This window comes from Polyangiaceae bacterium (genome assembly GCA_020633205.1).
Taxonomy (GTDB): Bacteria; Myxococcota_A; Polyangia; order Polyangiales; family Polyangiaceae; genus JAHBVY01.
This window is the reverse complement of record JACKEB010000011.1, coordinates 537,151-556,873: the sequence shown is the minus strand read 5'-3', so window position 1 is coordinate 556,873 and position 19,723 is coordinate 537,151. Positions and strand designations below refer to the sequence as shown.

Sequence of the window (19,723 nt, the reverse complement as noted above, 5' to 3'; positions counted from 1 at the left end):
GGCAAAGCGAAGATGGTTGTCCCGCGGGGCACAAGCCGCGCAAGGAGCAACATGACCCACCTACGTTCCCCCGCTTCGACTCATCGTTCGGCGCTCCAGCTGCAGCTCCACGCTGAGGCGCTGGAAGAGCTGAAGGCTGGAAACTACGCAGCGGCGCAGGTGCCCTTGTCGCGCTTACTGCTCACCCTCCCTCCGGAGCACCCCGGCCGACCTGGCTGCTTGGCGACGCTGGCGTTCGTGTTCGCGCAGCTCGGCCGCGCAGTGGACGCCAGCCGTACCGCAGAGCAAGCGTTGGCGTTGGCGCCTGACCTCGTGGTCGCCCGCTCATTCCTCCTCGCGAGCTAGTGACGCTAGCCACAGCTGCGGGACAGGACACGAGTGGGACTGCAAGGTGCACGGTGTCCGGCGGGCACGCCGACCTTCAAGTCCAATCAGCCTCAGCCGCGCAAGCCAGCGATGGACCCGCACGGAAGCGGCCGTACGAGACTAGGCAGCAACTCGCAGCGCTTCGGGCTGACGGCGCCGGGGTGTCAGACGTCGCGCCGGTTGGCGCTGAGGGCGACTCGCGGCGCGCACCCGGGGTGCGCGCTCGGGATCGCGAAAAGTACGACCCTTCAGGGCGTCGCTGCGGGGCGTCTTCATCGCGAAGTAGCGCACATCTGCCCAGAGCCACAACACCACCTCTTCCACCGGCAACGTGGGAAATCGCCGGGGTGAGCACTCGAGCGAGGGGTCCGTTTCCATCCGACGCACTCCTCTCAAGCGAACAGCGCCAGGGCCTCGCTGCGTTCCTCGCGGAAACTGTCCCAAGCCGAGTCCAGTTGCGCAGCCGTGAGCTGCAAGTATTCCGCCGCGGATCGCTTCGAGAGGTCCTCGGTGGAGCAGCTGGCGGTTTCTGCTAGGCACTTCTCGATGTTGTCAGCGAGGTCGAGCATCGCGACCATCAGCCCGACATCGCCTCCCGCAGTTAGAGCTCGCCCGAGCTGATGGTGCCAAGCGATTGCAACGGGCAAAGGCTCAGGGACCTCCCACAGACGCAGCGCGTGGCCGCCAAGCACCGCGTGGTCGTATCCCAGCGCCACGCGCTCTCCAAGGTGCACATCGACGCCCCCATCCGGCGCGTAGTCGTATTCGTCAGCCTGCATGATCAGCAGCTTGCCGACGTCATGCAGGAGGCCCGCTAGAAACACCTGGGAGCCGCCGGACCAGCCGCACAGGTTCGCAAGGCGCCGGGCAACCACCGCTACGCCGACCGAGTGTTCTCGTACGCGGAGACCGGCGCCCCACGCGTCCTTGAACAGCCCCATCGCGGCCACCGCCAGGAGCATGTCCATGACCGTCTTACCACCCAGGCGGACGACTGCGGACTCGATGCTTGCGATTTTATTTCCGCGCGAAAATAGGCTAGAGTTTGCCACACGCAGCAGCTTGGTCGCGAGCGCTGTGTCACCCTCGAGCAGCTTGGCGATCTGTCCCAGGTCGAAGTCCGGGTCATTGAGCAGCGCCAGCACCCGTTGTGCGACGACCGGGAAGGGCTTCAGCCCCTGCACATCCGCAAGTCGAGCAGCGAGGCTCGCGGCGGCGTGGGCCTCGTCCTGAGAATCATCCACATCGCCAAACCAGAGCTCCTCGACCACATTGTCGGCTATCGCCCCCGGGCGCTTCGCGCCCGTGCCCCCTAGAATTGCTGCGTCATTCATCTGACTCGACCTCCGCCAGTGGCCCGGCGCCAAGTGGGCGTAGCGGGCTGTTGTTGAATCGCTGGACCTTGGAATCCCCGTAAATCGTCGAGATCTCCGAGAGTCCTGCCCTGCGACAATCCAACATGCGTGCCAACCCTTGCGGCCAGCCCAGCTTCGGGTAAGGAAAGCGGCGTCATGGACAATGGCCTAGTCAACTTGGTCGCCATCGTGGGCTCACTGGTCTGCGCGATGAGCCTCATCCCGGTCATCTTCTTCAAGAACTCGAGTGGCGAGACGAAGGAGCCGCCGATCGAGGAGCAGTTCGCGTGGAAAGACACGGATGACCTCGACGACTTCGTCAAGGCTCGCCACTAGTCCGAGACACTCCGGGTTCAGCTTCGCGTAGGACCCACACATAGAGCCGGTAATCCGCGGATCTCCGAGAGACCGCTGGGCACGGGGTACCGGGTCAGCACTCGTCAAATCGACGAACGCTTTGACAGAAAGCGGCGCGCACTCGCGCGTCGCGACACACTGTCAGGGCGAGCCGACCCACAGGGGGATCATGTCCAGCACCGCTTCGACTCAACACTCGCGCCAGCAGCTACGCCGGTCGCTCGTCCGCCCAACAAGTGCGTTGGGAGTGCTCGCAGCGTTGAGCTTATGCGCGACCGCTCACGCGCAGGTGGCCCCACACCGCTCCACCAATACGCTGGTGTCGACCAATGGACGCTCCGCGGTCGTCTACGACGTGGCTCAACACCGCATTGGCGGCTTCCTTGAGCATATCTATCGAGCGCGAAGTAACGGCGCGCAGACCCGCGACTTCGCCTACGACAGCTACCCCGGCGTGCGGGTTGGCGGAAGCGGCAGCTGGCTCGGCGAGGTGACTCCAAGCCTGGTCGAGTACGAGGTCGGAACGGGCATCATCCACGTCCGGCGTGACGTGATGGGCCTGCGAGTGGACGAGTACATCTTCGCGCCGACTGAGCTAGGTGAGCACGCCTACGTGGACCTAGTACGGGTCGAGAGAACATCCGGCAGCCCAACCAGCGTAGACGGCTACTTGCTGTACAATTTCCACATGGGATCTGGCGCTCCCGAGCCCGCTAGCTCTGGCGAAACCATCGTCTGGCAAAGCAGCGAGAACGCATTCATGGAGTGGGGACCCAGCGGCGCGGCGATCGGATACGGAGCCATCGCGACGCCCGCTCACCATGGCGCCTCGCCGAGCAACCCCTACGGGTCACTCCAGGGTGGTAACGATCTGGCGGACAACGCTGGCACCAATGGCACCTTCGACGACGCGGTGGGGGGGCTGCAGTGGTCCCTCGGCACGCTGAACGTCGGGGACTCAGCGTGGTTCGGCGGCTATGCCGTGGTCGACTCCGGAGGGGACGTGCTGCCGCGAATCCAGGCCGTCAGGAGCTGGATCGCTGGCCGCTCGCCGCAGCAGCTGCTCGAAGCGGAGCGCGCCGAATGGCAAACTTGGCACGCCTCGGCCTCCTATCCTTCGCTGCAAGGGGCAGAGAAGAGCCTGTTCGAGCAGTCGATGGCGATCTTGCGCATGGGTCAAGTGCGTGAGCCGGGGCGGGGCAACGGACAGATCCTGGCCAGCCTGCCAACCGGCATGTGGAACATCTCTTGGGTTCGCGACATGGCGTACGCCGTGGTGGCGCTCGCGCGCGCCGGACACCTCGCGGAAGCAAAGGCGGCCCTGGAGTTTCAGCTCGGAGCAGACTCTGGGCACTACCAGACCGAGGTAGGTGTGCCGTATCAGATCTCCATCACGCGCTATTTCGGTGACGGCGTGGAGGAGACGGACTTCAACGAGTTTGGGCCAAACATCGAGTTCGACGGGTTTGGGCTCTTCCTGTGGACGATCCACGAGTACCTGCAGCAGAGCAGCGATCTAGACTGGGTGAAGAGTGTCTGGGCGGACGTCAGTTCCAAGGTGGCTGACCCACTCCTCGCATTGCAGGAACCGTCCGGCCTCATCGCTGCTGATTCGTCGATCTGGGAGGTGCACTGGCAGGGCCAGCAAAAGCACTTCGCATACACAACGCTCACCGCGGCCAACGGACTTTGCCGCGCGGCAACGATGGCCGAGCAGGTTCTCGACACCACCAAAGCGGCGGCGTATCGAGACGCTGGGTCCGCCGCGCAGAATGCGCTGCTCACGGAGCTTCGCGCCCCAGACCACACGCTCGCCCAGAGCCTCGAGGAGCTGCAGTCGGGCTCCGGCTTCCTGGACGCCGCCGCCATAGAAGCCGTCGGCTTTGGCTTGCTCGATCCTCAAGGTGAGAGCGCGAAGGCGACCCTCGCTTCGATGCGCTCGGCCCTGGTTCCAGCAAGCGGTAGAGGCTTCTTCCGAAACGACGACGGCGGCTGGTACGACAGCCAGGAGTGGGTGTTCGTCGACCTGCGAACCGCCTATGCGATGCGCAAGATGCAGGACCCGGGGCGTACCGAGCTGATCAGTTGGATCACCGATCAAGCGTCGGAGAACTATCGGCAGATCTCGGAGTTGCACGACGCCACGAGCGCAGACTACCGCGGCGAGAACCCCATGGTGGGTTTCGGCGCCGGGGCCTACAGCTTGGCGCTGATGGACCGCGAGGCACCCCAAAATCTAATTCCGTGTGGAACTTATGCGGAAGGCTCTACGGGCAGTGGCGGAGCGGGCAGCTCGGGAGCCGGTGGTTCCAGCGCGGGCAGTGGCGGTAGTAGCCAGGGCGGCTCCGCGGGCGCGAGTTCTGGCGGTATGAGCGCCGGTGCTACGGGCGGCGGCGGCAGCGCAGGGACGGGTGCGAACGCCGGCGCAGGGGCAACTGGAGGCAGCGAAAACGGCGGCGCAGCGGGCGCGATTGACGATGATTCGGGCTGCGGGTGTCGGATGCCTCAGGGCAACGGACGAGGGCTTGGCGGCAGCCTCGCGTTGCTGGCGGGAGCACTCTTGATGCAACGTCGGCGCAGGCTTCGCAACGGATCCGTGGGGAGAAGAGCATGATAAGTTCGACGCTACGAGGTTCCGCCTCGCTCTCGTGGGCACTGCTCGGTGCCTTGTGGCTCGTTGCGTGCAGCGGGGACACCGGAGAACAGACGCCGAAGGGATTTGGCGACGGCGGCAATGGCCAAGGCGGCAGCGCCGCGCAAGGTGGTAGTTCCGGGCAGGCTGGTAGTGCCGGAGCAGCTGCTAGTGGCGGCAGCGGTGGAACGGCCGCGGGTGGTTCAGCTGGCACTTCCCAAGGCGGAAGCGCCGGAATGAGCAGCGGGGGAACCGCCGGCAGCGGCGCAGTGACTGCCGACTGCCCCGTGAGCCTCACCTACGACCCACCTGCAGGCAAGGTGGTAAGTCAAGCCTCAATCGCCGGCGAATGGAATGGCTTCAGCGCTAGCGCGCTCCCGATGCAGGGTCCTGACAGCCAAGGCAATTTCCACGCAGATTTTCAGTTACCACCGGGGCTCTACGGGTACAAGCTGGTGTTGGATGGCACTGAGTGGGTGTTCGACCCCGCGCAAGGCTACCGAAAGTACGTCGACCAAACCGAAAACTCGGGCCTGCGCGTCGAGGACTGCACGCGCCCCCGCTTGAGCGTGACCAGCAGCTCCAAGACGCAGAGCTCCTTCCAGGCGAAGCTCGACGTGTTGCGCGCGATCTCAGGCGCCGCAATCAGCAGCGTCAGCGTGAGCCACAGGAGCCCTAGCGGGGAGCAAGGCGCGCCAAGCACGCTCAGCGCCGACACCATCGATATCGACCTCAGCGGGCTCGCCCAAGGCAAGCACACCCTGGTCGTCCACGTCCAAGATGTGGACGGCCACCAAAGCGACGACTTGCTGCTGCCGTTCTGGATCGAGAGCGCGGAATTCAGCTGGCAAGACGCCGTGATCTACATGGCGGTCACTGACCGCTTCGAGGATGGCGACACGGGCAACGACCCGGGCCCAACCTCTGGGGTCACTGATGCCCGCGCCGACTGGAACGGCGGAGATTTCGACGGACTACGCGCCCGCATCGCCGATGGAACCCTGGATGCCCTCGGTGTACGCGCATTGTGGCTCACCCCCTTCCAAACCAACCCCGCTGTAGCGTACGGGGCCGCCGATGGCGTGCATCAGGTCACTGGCTATCATGGCTACTGGCCCGTCGAACCCCGAACGGTCGAACCTCGATTGGGGGGAGAGGTAGCGCTGAAAGCGTTGGTGAAGGAAGCCCACGCCCACGGTATCCGCGTGTTGATGGACTTCGTCCTCAACCACGTGCACGAGAATCACCCCTACGTGACTCAACACCCGGACTGGTTCCGCACGGGATGCGTGTGTGGGACGAGCGGCTGCGACTGGACCGACAAGCGCCTTGAGTGTCTCTTCACGGACTACCTGCCCGACGTGAACTGGACGGTCACCGCGGCTAGCGAGCAGTTCGTGGACGACGCGGTGTGGTGGCTCGAGGAGTTCGACCTCGATGGCCTGCGAGTGGACGCCGTGAAGCACGTCGAGGACGCCGCGATCCGCAACCTGGCGACGCGCGTGCGTCAGACCTTCGAGGGCGCCGGTAACCGCTACTTCATGATGGGGGAGACGGCCATGGGCTGGAGCGACTGCTCAGTCGACTGCAACAAGAGCCAGTACGACACCATCTCGAACTACATCGGCCCATACGCCCTGGATGGGCAGTTCGACTTCGTGCTGTATCATGCCGTTCCCTATCGGGTGTTCGCCTACCAGGACAAGGGGCTGCTCCACGCGGACTACTGGACCCAGCAGAGTCAGCTTCAATATCCGCAAGGAAGCATCATGACGCCGTTCATCGGCAGCCATGACTCATCACGCTTCGTGTCAATCTCGACCTATCGCGGGCAAAGCGGCTACGACCGCTCCGTAGCCTTCAATCAATGGAGCAACCTGCCCAGCGCCCCGCCAAACTCGGAGCCCTACTCCAGGCAACGGGTTGCGCTCGCGTGGCTGCTCACCCTGCCCGGAGCGCCGCTGCTCTACTACGGGGACGAATATGGGCAGTTTGGCGGGGCGGACCCGGACAACCGAGCGATGTGGCGGGGACCAGGAGCCTTGTCCAGTGACGAAACCACGACGCTAAATTTCACACGGAAAGTGGGCCAAGCGCGACGCGAGCTGGCAGCGCTGCGGCGCGGAGACTACCGCTCGCTCTACGCTACCGAGACCTTTCTCGCGTATGCTCGGGTCTACATGGGACAGGTCGCGATCGTCGCGCTGTCTCTGGATCCGAACAGCACGACGACCCAGATCACCCTGCCTGTCTCCCTTGGACTCAGCGATGGCAGCTCACTCACCGATCGGCTGAACGGTGGCTCCGTCAGCGTCAGCAGTGGCAAACTCACCATCAACCTCGCTGGATTCGGAGCGGCAATCCTCGCCCCTTGAGCCGGCGACAACTGACGCCTGGCAGCGGTTTAACCGGTAAAAGACAGCGCTCGGACCTCAGCGCGCATAAGCTTCGGCCAGAATGAAATCCACCGTGGCCGAAGATCGCCCGACGTGCCTTGAAACCCGCGCGAGAGACCGGCGTACTAGTGCCCCAGCCGGAACACATGCCGGCGCAAAGGAGATTCGATGATTCGACGCATTTGGATGCCGGCACTCGCTCTTGGTCTCGCACTCGGACTCGGCGGGTGTGACGAAGGGCCTTCGAAGAACGCCGCCCCGGTGTCCTCCTCGCTGGAACCTGCCGCCAAGCCAACCGAAGCAAGCGCCTTCGACGTCAAGACCGACGCCTCGAAGGTAACGTTCCTGATGGACGCGCCCATTGAGAAGATCTTCGGCGACGCGCCCGGGTCAGCCAGCGGGGAATTCTATGTGGATTTACACGACGTGACGAAGTCCACGGGCCTCGTGAAAATCGACCTCGAGAAGCTGGTCGTCTATCAGCAGAAGCGCGAAAACGAAAACGCCGAGTTCGGTGAGAAGGTCAAGAGCGACACTCAGAACGAACACGTGATGAACTGGCTCGAGATCGGCAAGGACGCACCCGACGCCGAGAAGGCGAAGAACCGCTACATCGAGTTCAAGGTCAAGAAGGTCGAGACCGACGGCGAGAAAGACATCACGAAGCTCAGTGGCGCCGAGCGCAAGCTCGACCTCACGGTCACGGGAGACTTTCGGCTACATCAGCGCACCGTGGAGAAGACAGCGAAGCTGGAACTCACGGTGAAGTACGAGGGGGACAAGCCGACCCAGCTGTTGATCAAGAGCAAGGAAGCGATCCCCGTGGACATGGAGAAGCACGACGTGCGTCCTCGTGAGGCGTTCGGCAAGCTCGCTCAGGCGACATTCGACACGCTGAGCAAGAAGGTCAACAAGATGCCCCAGGTCAGCCTGGAACTCGAAGCGACGCCAAAATAGAGCAACCTTCGGTTAAGCCGACCGCGCGGCTTTGTAGGACGGATGTGCAGTGCGGATGTGCAGTCCGGATGTGCAGAGCCGCTTCCTCTGCAGAGCGCCCATCCAGAACGGCTGTGTAGAACGGCTGTGTAGAACGGCTGTGTAGAACGGCTGTGCAGAACGGCTAAACAAGGCCAAACACCCGCGGAAGCGTGGCTAAAAGCAGGGCGGGGCTTCCGTAGGAGCCTCGCCCTGCGGTCTATTTTCGTGCAAGACTTAGCTGGGGCCTGTGGCCCGGTTGGGGCCTGTCCTCCACGCTTGTTCGGAGATCTTATGCGCAGTCAACTTTTGGTTTCGGTGTGTTGTCTTGGCCTGCTCGTCGGCTGTGCCGCCAAGGAGCGCGACTCGAATGTCGACAACGGCGGTTCCGCGGGGCAAACCTCTGGCGGTAGCGGAGGGCTCGCGGGCTCAGGTGCTGACGGCGGGATGGGCGGGAGCGCTGGAACCGGAGCGGGCGGCGGCTCCGCTGGAACCACCGGCGGCGGCGGCTCGACCGCTGGAACCGGAGCAGGCGGAGCAGGAGGCTCCGCCGGAACCGCGGGTGCGGGCGGGGCTACCATGTTGACTTGCGTCGCGGGGACGGCGAGGGAGCTGACGACCGACACCTCGTTGCCCCCCATGGACGATGAGCCAAACTTGGCGGTCACCCGCTGCGGCGAGGACGGCTTCATCGCGCGCGAAACCGTGGAGGGCGTTGACTTCTTCCGAGTGCGCTTCGGGAACGACGGCAACCCCATCGAAAACCAGTGGAGCTACAGCGCGGCGGGCGTGACCGTGGATGGGCTGAGCTGCGACGCAAACAACTTGAAGCTGCTGACTCGGACCCCAAACGGGCTCGCCGAGTGGTTGTTCCCTCTGCAGGGTCGCGACCTTCAAACGCCGCTGAATCCCACCGCAACGCCGATCACCATCCCCTCCGAGTGCATCGGGCAAACCAACTATGCGCTACCTTCCTATAACGGCGGGTTGCACTGGATGCTGGATTGCCACCCGAATGCCAACACGACGAAATTGGTCGCCGGTCCCCCCGTGATCGACTTCATCAATGGGCCCAACGGAGAACAGCTCCAGCTGGCCGCCTATGCGTATGCTGGCGGTATCCATGTGGGAATGAACGAGCAAGGCGAAGGCTGGGCAGGCGCCACCGCCGCTCAGCTTGGGGTTACGCAGAAGCTCGCGTTTGAAGACCCAACGCTCCGCCCCACTGCCTTGGCGACCATCACCAGTAACAGCGCCGGTTTCTTCGTGATGGGCATCACCGTCAATCAGCCACCAAATCTGCTGCCGGGCAAGCTCTTCACCGGCCCGGTGCTCCCCTCGAAGATCAACGACATCTTCGTCGGTGGCTCGCTGCCAAGCAGCGTGAAGGAGCGGCGGATGATTACCAGCACCGACGAGATCGGCCCGACCAGCCCGCTCGCGACAGGCATGAACACCGTCGTGTTCTCAACGATCAACCTGAAAAACCAAATCCTCTTCAACATCATGAAGCCCGACGGAGAAATCCGGGCCTGGGCCCAGCTAATCCACGACCCAACCAACGGCGGGACGATTCGCCGAACCGTCTCGCTGACCAACACCGCGGGCAACGGCAACTTCGTCGCTTGGTCCGAGTACGACTCCTCGGACAAGTACCGCGCGTTCATGCGCAGCATGATCTGCCTGTAACTTCTTGCCTCGCGGCAACGTCTCAACGCTTTCGCGGGCAACGGCTGGGGTTTTGCGCCGTTGCCCAACAGCTCTGGAGACGCACGCACCGTTCGGCTAGCGTCGAACCCGCTCGCGCCGCACCCGAAGCGTGAGCGGGCCGCCGTTGCGTTCGATCTCCAGCACCACGTCGCCCCGCACCGGGCCGCTCATGCGCCGTCGCGCATCTACCATGCCGGTCACGTCGACTCCGTCTACCGCAAGCACGAAGTCGCCTGCCAAGAGGCCTGCTCGCTCCGCCTCACTCCCTGGTGCGACGTGAACCAGCACGACGACCACCCCTTGATCCGTATCGTTCTCGCCCAGAGTCACTGCGACTGAGCCAGTCGCAGCAGGCTCCGTGTCGCTAACCGGAAGGTTCAACACGATTCGCACACCCCGCGTGGCATCGCCTTCGCTCACCTCGGTCTTGAGCTGCCCTCGCCCTACATCCGCCGCGTATGCCTCGAGCAGCACTGCTCCAGCGCTCAGGCCGCGGAGGACGAAGTGTCCCTTGGAGTCGGTAACCGCAACTCCCGGCGGCAGCGCGCCGACAGGCAAGAACGCGGGAGCGACGTCCACTGCCACGCGAGCACCGGCGACGGGTTCGCCGTCAGTATCCACGACGTCTCCCTCGACATCGCCGGGCGCGCTGAGGTCCACCGTCTCGAGTTCAACCGGGCGGTCTTCGCGCTCTGTGCGCTCAATGCTCAAGTTGCGCTCGACGCGAGCGAACTCCGGATGGCTCACCACGAGCCGCCCAGGACCCGGCGTCACATTATCTATGCGGAATTTCCCGTCGGAGTCAGTAAGCGCGCCCTTCTGCTCGCCACCGCTGATCAAGAGGATGTTCGCGCCCTCCACGGAGCGCCGACCGCGCACCGCCGTCACCTGGCCAATCACACTGACTGCGGTCTCGAGCTTGACGCTGACCAGCTCAGCCGCCTGCTTCAGCTGCACCTGCGCGCGTGCGTAGCCAGGCGCCGTCACCACCACTTCGAGGGGCAGACCGCGAGCGTCCTCGACCTTCACCTCACCGCGCTCGTCGCTGAAGAAAGTGGCCCGCAGGGGCTCCTCGGGGTCGAGGCTGAGCACGCTCACCTGAGCCATCTCGACCGGATCACCACGCCCTGCCTCCACCCGCACCACAATCGGCTCACGTTCTTCAGGCAGTGTGATCTCGATCTCTTTCTTCCCGCCCTCGGGGACCTCGATCACCTTCGTGATGACCACGCGATCGAAGTCATCGGGTCTGTAGACGTTCAGCAAGATTTGCTCGGGCACTGCAGCAAACGCGAACGTACCGTCGCTCGCGGTCACGGTTGTGCGCTCGAGGGTTCCCTCGAGCGCCATGATGTCGATGCGTGCACCGCTGACCCCAAAACCGCCCTTGTCGACCAGTCTGCCCTCAAGCGTACCACCCGCTTTCAGCACCACCTCGACCTCCGCTTCACCCCCGGGCCCCAAGGTCACGACGTCGCTGATGCCTTCGACGTACGCCGGGTGGCGCACCAGCGCGCGCACGCGACCTGGCGTCACTGGGTGCGCTCTGAAGCGGCCGTCCAGCCCGGTCACCCAAGGCACATAGTCGGATTGGCGTCCCTGATCGAAGTCTTGGAAGACCATCCCCGCGGAACTAGGAGGCCAGTCCTTGGGGATCGGCGGAATCGGTCCCGGCATGACCCCGAGCTCGCCCGCGGGGATCAGCGGACTTGGTCCCGCCAGCGCCCAGGCAAAGTGCAGGTCGCGGAAGGCGGTGAGCTGCGGCGTTTCCGCGACGGGCATGCCGTCGATGTCAGTTCCGATGATCTCGATGGACGCACCGTCAACGGGGTTGTCATTGGTGTCCTTAACCAACCCGATCAGCGTGGCGCCCTTGAGCAAGCTGATCTTCACGGGTCCGTCGAGCTGCTCTGGAACCGGCACTCCCCCTCGCGCAACGAACCCCGTCGCGCGAGCCGAAACCGTCGCAGGCCCTGGCGCGATGGGGCCAAGGGTAACGCTGCCGTCGCTGCCCGTGGTGCCTTGAATGGGAAACGAGCTCAAGCCGAACTCCGTGAGCACGACATCCGCACCTTGGACTAGCTCGCTCTGCTCCTCGCTGCCACCGCTGACCACGACCTGCACCATGCGCCCAGGCAAGAGCTGGAGCGTGACCTCGGCGTGCTCACCCTTGGTGACCTGGTGTCCGATCAAGGTATGGCTAACCGCGCTGGCTTTTTCCGCGCGGATGTCATATGCGCCCGACAGCAAGCCGCCGATACGGGTGATTCCCAGCGCGTCGGTGCGCGCTCGGCGCGCCGGCCACAACCCAGAGCCCGAAATCAGCACGTCCGCGCCTTGGGCCGGCCCACCGCCTACGTCGACCACCTTCACGCTCAGGCTTCCCAGACGACGCAGGGTCAGCATCAAGTCCCCGGTCACTCCCGACTGCGTCTGGGATTCATAACCTCGAGCGGAGGCCTTCACCGTCCACGGCGCGCGCCCCAGACTGGTGAACTCCAGCTTGCCGTGCTTGTCGGTGAGCCCGCCGTGGGGCAATGGGTCACCACCCGTCGCGAGCACGGTGGCGTCTGGAAGCGGGTTGCCCGCTTCATCTTGCACTCTGACGGTCAGCTGCTGCGCGGGCTCGAGCACCACCCGCGCGCGACGCACGTCTTCGGGAGCCTCCAGGCCTTCGACCACGAGCTGGGCGCTGCTGCGAGCGAAACCCTCCGCGTTCACGAGCACCCATGTGGCTCCGCGCGGCAACGCCTCTAGAGACACGGTCCCCTGTTCGTCCGTGGTACCCTGCCCCGACGCGTAGTAGCGATCGCCAAGCCGTAAGAACAGCCTCACCGTCGCGCCAGCCACCGGCGGCGCGCTACTGCAATCCACCGCTCGGTCGCCCCCAGCGTCGGCTCCCGCATCGACAGGGGTCTTCACGCAACCGCGACCATCCACCGCGAGCACCAGCAGCCGTCCGTCTCGCTCCTCGACCGGGGTTGGGGGTGAGGGTGCAACGGGACCTGAGGTCAGCGGCGGGATCAGTCGAGTGTCCATCAGCCCCGCGAGGAACACCAAACACACCAGCGCGGCGAGCCAGTAGGCCCAGCGCGCGAAGCGCTCGCCGCGCACGGCATTCTTCGCTGCGTCCCCGACGCGAGCACCCTTGGCTCCAGCATCCCCTGCTTCCGGCGTGGGACGCTTGCCTGGCGAATCGGCTGATTTGCGTTTCGGGTCGCTCAACCCCGGGACGATACCTCCAGCTCGAGCCCGGACCAGCGTTTGCCGTCCAATACGCGGCGAAGTACCCTGCTTGGGTGGTGAAGTGCGCCCCTCCCCCGCCAGTCAGCGCGCTGCACAAGCGCCTGTCTCAAGCCATCGTGCTGGGCCTCGCGGTGGCTGGGGGAGCGCTGATGGCAGCCGGCTGTGGCGCCGAAGAGCGCGCGCCCCCGCCCGCCGCGACCCAGAAACCGGTCAATGACGCGGGCTTCATCGAGAGCGGAACCGATGATCCACCGCCGCTCGACGCAAGCGGGCTCTGCGGCAACGAGTTGATCCCAATCGTGGATGAGCGGCCGAACCTGTACTTCGTTGTGGACCACTCGGGGAGCATGAACCAAGAGGTCTCTGGGCGGAGCCTCGCGGAAGCAACTCACGATGCGATCAGAGACGTGTTGCAGCTGGTCGGTCCTCACGTCCGCTACGGCGCGGCGGTGTTTCCGAATCCGGGGATCGGTGAGTGTGCCGCCGGCTCCGAGGTGTATGCGCTGCGAGCCGGCGAACCCAACCCGGAATCGGGAACGAGCGCCACCCTGCGCGGTCTGCTCAACGCGCTGGACGACGCGCCCGTGCGAGGCGGCACGCCCGTCTCCTCCACCCTCGAGGTGCTCCGCTCGTCGTTGCTCAACGAAGACCGCCGCACTTACGTGATCTTGGCCACCGACGGCGGGCCAAACTGCAACTCCAAGCAGGACTGCACCGCCGAGGAGTGCCAGCTGAACATCGAAGGGGCTACAGTCGGTGGTTTCGAGTGTGATGCGAAGCTGAACTGCTGCGACCCCAACTTTGCCTTGGGTGCTCAGCTCAACTGTCTGGATCGAGAGCCCAGCGTCGCTCGCGTGGCTGAGCTACGCGCCGGCGGCGTAGATACCTTCGTGATTGGCATGAAGGGCAGCGAGCCTTACCAGGACACCCTGAACCAGCTCGCGGTAGCTGGTGGGCGCTCTCGTGGAGTTGAGCCCCGCTACTATCCGGCGGATTCTCCTCAGGCGCTCAGCGATGCCCTGGTTCAGATTGGTCTGGCGGTAGCGATCAGCTGCACCATCGAGCTCAACGCGAAGCCGCCGGATCGGAACAAGGTGAACGTCTACTTCGACAGCGCTCTGATCCCCAGCGATCAGAGCGACGGCTGGCGCTGGGTAGACGACACGCACATCGAGATCGTTGGCGACCGCTGCGTGGAGCTGCAGAGCGCCAAAGTCGACCAGGTTCAAATCGTCTCAGGCTGCCCGACCGAGCTGAAGTGAGTGTAGAGTAGCCGGCTGTGGACCCCGAGCTAGCTGAGCTGCGAGACGCTATCGACGCGCTGGATCGAGAGATCTTGGAGCTTGTGGCGAGACGCGTGGAGGTGGTGCTGAGAGTCGGAGACTTCAAACGCGCTCGCAACTTGCGCGTCTACGATCCTGCTCGAGAGCGGGACGTGTTGGACAAGCTCTCCGCTGCGTGTCGCTCGCCCCTCACCCAAGAGACCGTACGACGCATCTTCGAGCGCTTGATCGACGAAAGCCGGCGCCTCGAGCAAGTGCACGTGAGCCAGCAGAAATAGCTCGCCACATGGATTGCCGCACGGCAACGCAGTGCATCAGCAAGGCAGCTCTGCATCAGCAAGGCAGCTCTGCGTCAGCAGGGCAGCTCCACGACACCGAGCTCCTTGAGGATGCTGCCGTCCAAACCAGTATCCGTAGGCGCCAGCACCCGCGCGATTTCCCGGGCATTCACGAGCGAAGCATGACCTCGCCCCGGTTCGCCGATGAGCACCCGCACCCCGCGCCTGGCTTGCCGCCGGAGCCACGGGAGCACACGCAAAGCCAGGGCCTCCTCGTACAGCACGTCGCCGACCAGGATCACCTGTTCATCGACGTCACGCCCAATCAAATCCTCGAGCCGCACCTGCATGTCCTGCTTCGGCAGGGCTGGGCTCAAGCCCAGGTTGAGCTGCGCCGCGATGCGCGCCCAGGGATCCAGCTCGCTCAGCACGACGCGTCGCGCTCCCGAGCGGAGCGCCGCCAGGCTGAGCACCCCCCCGCCACCACCAAAATCCAAGACATCGAGCCCACGCACCAGTTCCGGTTGGTCGAGGACGACGCGCGCCAGCGCTTGCCCGCCGGGCCATGCGAAGGCCCAGTAAGGCTCTGGGCACTGCCAAGCGTTGAGCTCGGCCTCGCTGGCGCGCCAGAGCGGCGTTTGGGGAGAGCCAAGCCACATGGGCAGCTCGGGGCAACTGTACGGGGCGCTGACCTCCGTCAAACTTTGAATCCGCGCGGCAATATCGACATCCGATGTCGCAGTCATGGGAAGTAGCCGCGGCACCATCACGCCGACGCATTCGAGCGGCGAGGGCCTCAGTGCAACGTATACCAGGAACCTTCGTGTCGAACCTTGGGCACGCCTCGGTCGCTTGGCGGCGCCATCTCGCCGCTGGGTCGCTCCTCGTCGACTTCTTCCGTGTCGATCTCGCTGCCCATCTCACGCAGCGCAATGCTGGACTCGGCACCGGGAACCACGATGTGCACGCGGACCGCATTTTGTGCCAGAGCGCGGCGCCGGTCTTCCTCCGCCTCTTCGCGTTCCCAGCGCGCGAGCGTCTCGTGGTGATGCTTCCGACGGCGGCGCCAGGCCAAGCCAAACAGCACCAACGCGCCTGCCCAAACAAAGCCACCGCTGAAGAGTACCGGCCAGAAGGTGTAGCGCTTCGCGGCGTCTGCGCGCCACTCGAACTCGAGCTGGCTGAGACTGGTGCCGTATGCGTCATTGAACGCGGCCTCGAAGGGCTGCCCCGGCTTCCCCGCGCGTGGACGCACGCGCTCGAGCAAGCTGCCAAAGCGCTCGGTATCTTGCTTTCGCAGCAGGTAGCGCACGATGTCCGCGCTCTGAGCATAAGCAACGGCGGCCCGGTCAGAATCCGCAGGGAAACCGTTATCCAGAGTCGAAAGCGGGATCAACGTGTTACCGACCGTGGAGACCCACAACGTCTGAAGCCGTGCCAGGGAGCTCTCACCGGAGACGTGCACCGCGAAGCCTTCATTGAACCAGCGCGGAACATGAGCGCCACCCACCGCGTCGTACAGCGCGACGTGCGCTAGCTCGTGGCGAAAAACTTCTTCCAGCACATGGGGCTGACCTGGGCTCACCGGATCGATGGTCAGCAACACCAGACCAATCGAGGAGTAAGCCACCCCGGAGGCGTACGCTGGGGGCGGGTAGCCGTCGGGAGCAAACGACACCATCTCTACTGGAGAGCGCGCCACGATCACCCAAACCGGGGGCTCCTTCTTGTCGCCAGCGAGCAAAACCGGCCGCCCGAGCGAAGTCGACAAAACCTTGCGGAAACTGTCGGCTTCCGCAATCAACGGCTGCACCTTGTCGCGCATGGCGACTGGGTAGACGATGGTGAGCCAACCACCCTGATAGCTGGTGAAGCCAGGGGGCACTCTGCGCGCCGCCACCAGCTCTGGCGGGACGTGAGGCGCGTCATGAGGTGGAACGTAACCCTGAGTTCCGGGCGGCGCGCTAGCTTCCGGCTCAGCGAAGGCGCTGCTCACCCCCAAACCCACGAGCAGAAGCACCAACAGCGCGGCTAGGCGACGAAACCAGTGGTGAGCGCGCGGCGAACCAAGCGTCGATCGACGCCGAGCGAGAGCCGTGCTCGAGGAGGGGTGCGAAGCTGCGACGCGCACAGAAGACAAAAGTTAAGTTTGCCACTGCCCCTCGTCAACGCGACGCGGTGCACTCTTCGAGTCAACCTGCCTTGGCCGGCACGAGCTTTCGGAGAGTCCCCCCGGCCGCGACCTGACAAGGCTGCGGATTGCTCACGCGTTCAGCACATGACGCATTGCGGCCTGCTCAGCTGCATTGCGCTCTGTTCAGCCGCATTGCGGCCTGCTCAGCCGCATTGCGGCCTGCTCAGCTGCACTGCGGCCTGCTCAGCTGCACTGCGGCCTGTCGAGCTGCGCTGCGGCCTGTCAAGCTGCACTGCGGCCTGGAGGCGCCACCAGCAAACGCGACTCCGCCAAGCGGCTTGCGACCCAGGCCGTTCAGCCCCAGAGCCAGCCAGCGCCCAGGCTGACGGGAGCTTGCTTCTGCAAGGTCTCCAGCAAGTCACCGGAGCGCAGCAACACGCCGCTCATGACGCTCAGCAGCAGACACAGCGCGACACCAACCCGCGCCAGCGTGCCGCTGACCTTCGGTAGACCGAGCCAGCACAGCGCGCCAGAGACTCCAATCAAGAGCAGCGCGCCGAGCAGCGCACCCTTGCCCGCCCCGAGCAACGGGAGTGAAGCGTAGAGCAGTCCTAGCGCTCCCACGCCAACGGCGACCTTCAAGAGCAGGGCGGCACGCTTCCCCGCGGCACCGTCACGACCCGCGAAGCTACCCAAGCGCCCTACCACGGCCAGCGCACCCAGCAGGGAGATCAGTGCCAAACCTGCGAACGTCGCCGCACCGAGAGGGCGATGGTGCGTGCCCGTCTTGAGCAACTTGAGCAGAATACTGAGTACCGGCGCGCTGAGACCCAAGCTCGCGACGAGTACCATCAACCCGCGCCGCCCCACAGCACCGCGCCCGAGCTGGATCCTCAGGGCAATGCAGAAGGGCAACAGCAGCAACGCCGAACCACCGACCAGCGCCACCCAGGCCAGAGGGAAAGACGCCCCGGCTGAACTCGCGCTCACCGCGCCAGGCACCGCGCCAAGCAAGCTGGCGATGAGCGCCGCCCACGCGGCCGTGCCGAGCAACTCCAGAGTGGCCGAGCCCTCGGTGTCCGCGTCGGCGATGGTCTGGCTTGCTTCGTGGGTCATGGTTCGTTCGCTGCTTTAGCCTAGCCCCATGTGAGTAGGCTACCTAATGTCGCGTCGCTGAAAACTGAGTCCGCGGCACCTGTCTGCGCCTGATTCCCCTATGCTGCGGGAATGCGGCGACTGCTGGTGTTCGGCGCGCTGATTGCGCTGGGTTGTGGCGAATCGGGTGGCTCAGCGGGGTCCGGCGGAAACCTGGGAAACGCGGGCGGCGGCGGAAATCAAGGCGGCGGCGGAAGCACGGCTGGCGGCGGAGGCTGGCCAGACGGCGCGGGAAACGGCGGCGCAGGCGGAACGGTCGGAGGAGCTGGAGCTGGCGGCAGCGCAGCGGGAGGCAGCGCAGCGGGAGGCAGCGCAGCGGGAGGCAGCGGCGCTGGAGGTAGCGGCGGCGGCTCTTTGGCTTACCCCACGCGCAGCGCGTATCGCATCAAAGGACTCCAGCCGGACTTCTGGAGCCCGATCTCGGAGGTGGTGGGCAACAACGCCGGCGGCGTGGCGATGAATCTGGTGTGGTCCAGCTGGGAAGGCAGCGTCAGCGCGCCGCCTTGCGGCGCTGACAGCCAAGAATACGACGGACACTGTTTCCGTATTGATACGAACGTCGACAACGCAATCCGCGACTACACCGCCGCAGGAGTGGTCGTCAGCGCGGTCGTGTACGGCGTCCCTGCCTGGGCACGCGTGGATAACTGCAGTCCAGTGAGCGCCGGCTTCGAGATCTTCTGCGCGCCAAAAGACGCAGCAAACTACGGGCGCTTCGCGGGCATGCTGGCCCAGCGCTACGACGGCACGCGAGGCAACGGGCGGATCGCAGACTTCGTGATCCACAACGAAGTCAACGCGAACGATTGGTTCGATATCGGGTGTGGTCAGGGCACGCCCTGCGACAAGGACGCCTGGATCAGCACCTATACGGCCAATTACTCCGCCGCATATGACGCCATCTTGGGCGAACAGACCACCGCGAAGGTGCTGGTATCCCTCGAGCACCATTTCGGCGCGTCATTCGACGCCCCTTCGGCCACCAACCCGCTGCTCTCCGGCGAGACGTTCCTCAAGCAGTTTGCGGGCCTGGTAGGCAACCGAAACTGGCGCGTGGCCTATCACCCGTACCCCCCAAACCTGCTCGCCCCTGAATTCTCTGCCGATGATTACCCCAAGGTGACCTACGGCAACATTGGGGTACTGGCCGGCTGGCTGCGGCGTGAGTTCCCGAGCAAGCCGAGCACCTGGGAAATCCAGCTTACGGAGAGTGGAGTCAACTCACTCGCGCCCCAGTCGACCCCAGAAGCGCAGGCGAGTGGTGTCTGTGACTCCTTCCGGAACGTGCTCGGCACGCCGGGCATCGAGAACTACATCTACCATCGCATGAAGGATCACCCTGCGGAAACGGCCGCTGGCCTCGGTCTGGGGCTGCGCGACGAGGCGGGGAACGCCAAGCCCGCTTGGGCTACTTGGGCCCTCGCAAATCGTAACGACCTGAGCCCGCCCCAGCTGAGCTGTGGCTTCGAAGACCTCCCCTACGTGCGACTGACCCGCAGCAGCCACCCCACCCGTGGACACTGGGCATCCACCCGCCTCGCTCCTCCGGGGTTCACCGCCGAGTCATCCTACCGGTTGAATCGTGACGCCGTGGCGGGCTCTCGCCTGCTCTACGAGTGCGCCGTTGGGCAGCACAACCTATTGAGCACGGATCCCAACTGCGAGAATCTTCAGCCCCTCGGGCCCGTCGGCTACGTGATGCAGAACCCAACCAGCGGTTGGGTAGAACTCTACCGTTGCCGCGTGGATTCAAACGGCGATCACTTCGTGTCGACCAGCCCCACCTGCGAGGGGCAAGTCACGGAGAGCCTCCTCGGCTATGTGCTGCCCTGACGG

General features: G+C 64.8%; 15 protein-coding genes. 9 read left to right on the top strand and 6 right to left on the bottom strand.

Translation table 11 applies throughout. From position 1 onward, the window contains the following. Positions 1-51 precede the first annotated feature (51 nt). Positions 52-345, top strand: coding sequence for a hypothetical protein (locus H6718_09010; GenBank protein ID MCB9585525.1), 294 nt, complete (start codon positions 52-54; stop codon positions 343-345). A 141-nt stretch (positions 346-486) separates the two neighbouring features. Here the strand turns inward: H6718_09010 and H6718_09005 are convergent, their stop codons facing one another. Together H6718_09005 and H6718_09000 are read right to left on the bottom strand one after the other, a co-directional pair. Beyond that, the gene (locus H6718_09005) at positions 487-744 is read right to left on the bottom strand and encodes a hypothetical protein (GenBank protein ID MCB9585524.1); all 258 of its coding nucleotides are present in this window, start codon (positions 742-744) and stop codon (positions 487-489) included. 14 nt (positions 745-758) lie between these two features. Further along, positions 759-1,700, bottom strand: coding sequence for an HDOD domain-containing protein (locus H6718_09000; protein ID MCB9585523.1), 942 nt, complete (start codon positions 1,698-1,700; stop codon positions 759-761). 177 nt (positions 1,701-1,877) lie between these two features. On the opposite strand from H6718_09000, the gene H6718_08995 reads away from it, so the two are divergent. The 5 genes from H6718_08995 to H6718_08975 all read left to right on the top strand — a co-directional run bounded on the left by H6718_08995 (position 1,878) and on the right by H6718_08975 (position 9,770). Then, complete coding sequence (locus H6718_08995; protein ID MCB9585522.1) at positions 1,878-2,057, top strand: hypothetical protein; 180 nt, start codon at positions 1,878-1,880, stop codon at positions 2,055-2,057. Between the two features lie 340 nt (positions 2,058-2,397). Further along, the gene (locus tag H6718_08990; protein ID MCB9585521.1) at positions 2,398-4,692 is read left to right on the top strand and encodes a hypothetical protein; all 2,295 of its coding nucleotides are present in this window, start codon (positions 2,398-2,400) and stop codon (positions 4,690-4,692) included. Further along, complete coding sequence (locus tag H6718_08985; protein MCB9585520.1) at positions 4,689-7,085, top strand: glycosyl hydrolase; 2,397 nt, start codon at positions 4,689-4,691, stop codon at positions 7,083-7,085. The genes H6718_08990 and H6718_08985 overlap by 4 nt, the downstream gene beginning before the upstream one ends. Before the next feature lie 189 nt (positions 7,086-7,274). Then, positions 7,275-8,063, top strand: a complete 789-nt coding sequence (locus H6718_08980; protein MCB9585519.1) for a hypothetical protein — start codon at positions 7,275-7,277, stop codon at positions 8,061-8,063. 312 nt (positions 8,064-8,375) lie between these two features. Next, the gene (locus H6718_08975) at positions 8,376-9,770 is read left to right on the top strand and encodes a hypothetical protein (GenBank protein MCB9585518.1); all 1,395 of its coding nucleotides are present in this window, start codon (positions 8,376-8,378) and stop codon (positions 9,768-9,770) included. 96 nt (positions 9,771-9,866) lie between these two features. On the opposite strand, the gene H6718_08970 is transcribed toward H6718_08975, so the two are convergent. After that, complete coding sequence (locus H6718_08970; GenBank protein MCB9585517.1) at positions 9,867-13,016, bottom strand: carboxypeptidase regulatory-like domain-containing protein; 3,150 nt, start codon at positions 13,014-13,016, stop codon at positions 9,867-9,869. A 77-nt stretch (positions 13,017-13,093) separates the two neighbouring features. Between H6718_08970 and H6718_08965 the strand changes: the two genes are divergently transcribed. Both H6718_08965 and H6718_08960 read left to right on the top strand, forming a co-directional pair. Next, positions 13,094-14,299, top strand: coding sequence for a VWA domain-containing protein (locus H6718_08965; GenBank protein MCB9585516.1), 1,206 nt, complete (start codon positions 13,094-13,096; stop codon positions 14,297-14,299). Between the two features lie 17 nt (positions 14,300-14,316). After that, entirely contained in the window at positions 14,317-14,598 is a 282-nt protein-coding gene (locus H6718_08960; GenBank protein ID MCB9585515.1) for a chorismate mutase, read from the top strand. A 74-nt stretch (positions 14,599-14,672) separates the two neighbouring features. Here the strand turns inward: H6718_08960 and H6718_08955 are convergent, their stop codons facing one another. The 3 genes from H6718_08955 to H6718_08945 form a co-directional block, all read right to left on the bottom strand. Further along, positions 14,673-15,344, bottom strand: a complete 672-nt coding sequence (locus H6718_08955) for a methyltransferase (protein MCB9585514.1) — start codon at positions 15,342-15,344, stop codon at positions 14,673-14,675. Positions 15,345-15,394: 50 nt separating this feature from the next. Beyond that, entirely contained in the window at positions 15,395-16,618 is a 1,224-nt protein-coding gene (locus H6718_08950; protein MCB9585513.1) for a hypothetical protein, read from the bottom strand. Between the two features lie 468 nt (positions 16,619-17,086). Beyond that, positions 17,087-17,848 carry a hypothetical protein gene (locus H6718_08945; protein ID MCB9585512.1) on the bottom strand — a complete coding sequence of 254 codons (762 nt, stop codon included), beginning with the start codon at positions 17,846-17,848 and terminating at the stop codon, positions 17,087-17,089. 393 nt (positions 17,849-18,241) lie between these two features. Here H6718_08945 and H6718_08940 point away from each other — a divergent pair, with 393 nt between their 5' ends. Continuing rightward, the gene (locus H6718_08940) at positions 18,242-19,720 is read left to right on the top strand and encodes a hypothetical protein (GenBank protein MCB9585511.1); all 1,479 of its coding nucleotides are present in this window, start codon (positions 18,242-18,244) and stop codon (positions 19,718-19,720) included. Positions 19,721-19,723: the final 3 nt, after the last annotated feature.

Coding starts and splice junctions, on each gene's coding strand:
- H6718_08945 (MCB9585512.1), bottom strand. CDS start 17,848: ATGACCCACGAAGCAAGCCAGACCATCGCCGACGCGGACACCGAGGGC.
- H6718_09000 (MCB9585523.1), bottom strand. CDS start 1,700: ATGAATGACGCAGCAATTCTAGGGGGCACGGGCGCGAAGCGCCCGGGG.
- H6718_08975 (MCB9585518.1), top strand. CDS start 8,376: ATGCGCAGTCAACTTTTGGTTTCGGTGTGTTGTCTTGGCCTGCTCGTC.
- H6718_09010 (MCB9585525.1), top strand. CDS start 52: ATGACCCACCTACGTTCCCCCGCTTCGACTCATCGTTCGGCGCTCCAG.
- H6718_08980 (MCB9585519.1), top strand. CDS start 7,275: ATGATTCGACGCATTTGGATGCCGGCACTCGCTCTTGGTCTCGCACTC.
- H6718_08995 (MCB9585522.1), top strand. CDS start 1,878: ATGGACAATGGCCTAGTCAACTTGGTCGCCATCGTGGGCTCACTGGTC.
- H6718_08985 (MCB9585520.1), top strand. CDS start 4,689: ATGATAAGTTCGACGCTACGAGGTTCCGCCTCGCTCTCGTGGGCACTG.
- H6718_09005 (MCB9585524.1), bottom strand. CDS start 744: ATGGAAACGGACCCCTCGCTCGAGTGCTCACCCCGGCGATTTCCCACG.
- H6718_08955 (MCB9585514.1), bottom strand. CDS start 15,344: ATGACTGCGACATCGGATGTCGATATTGCCGCGCGGATTCAAAGTTTG.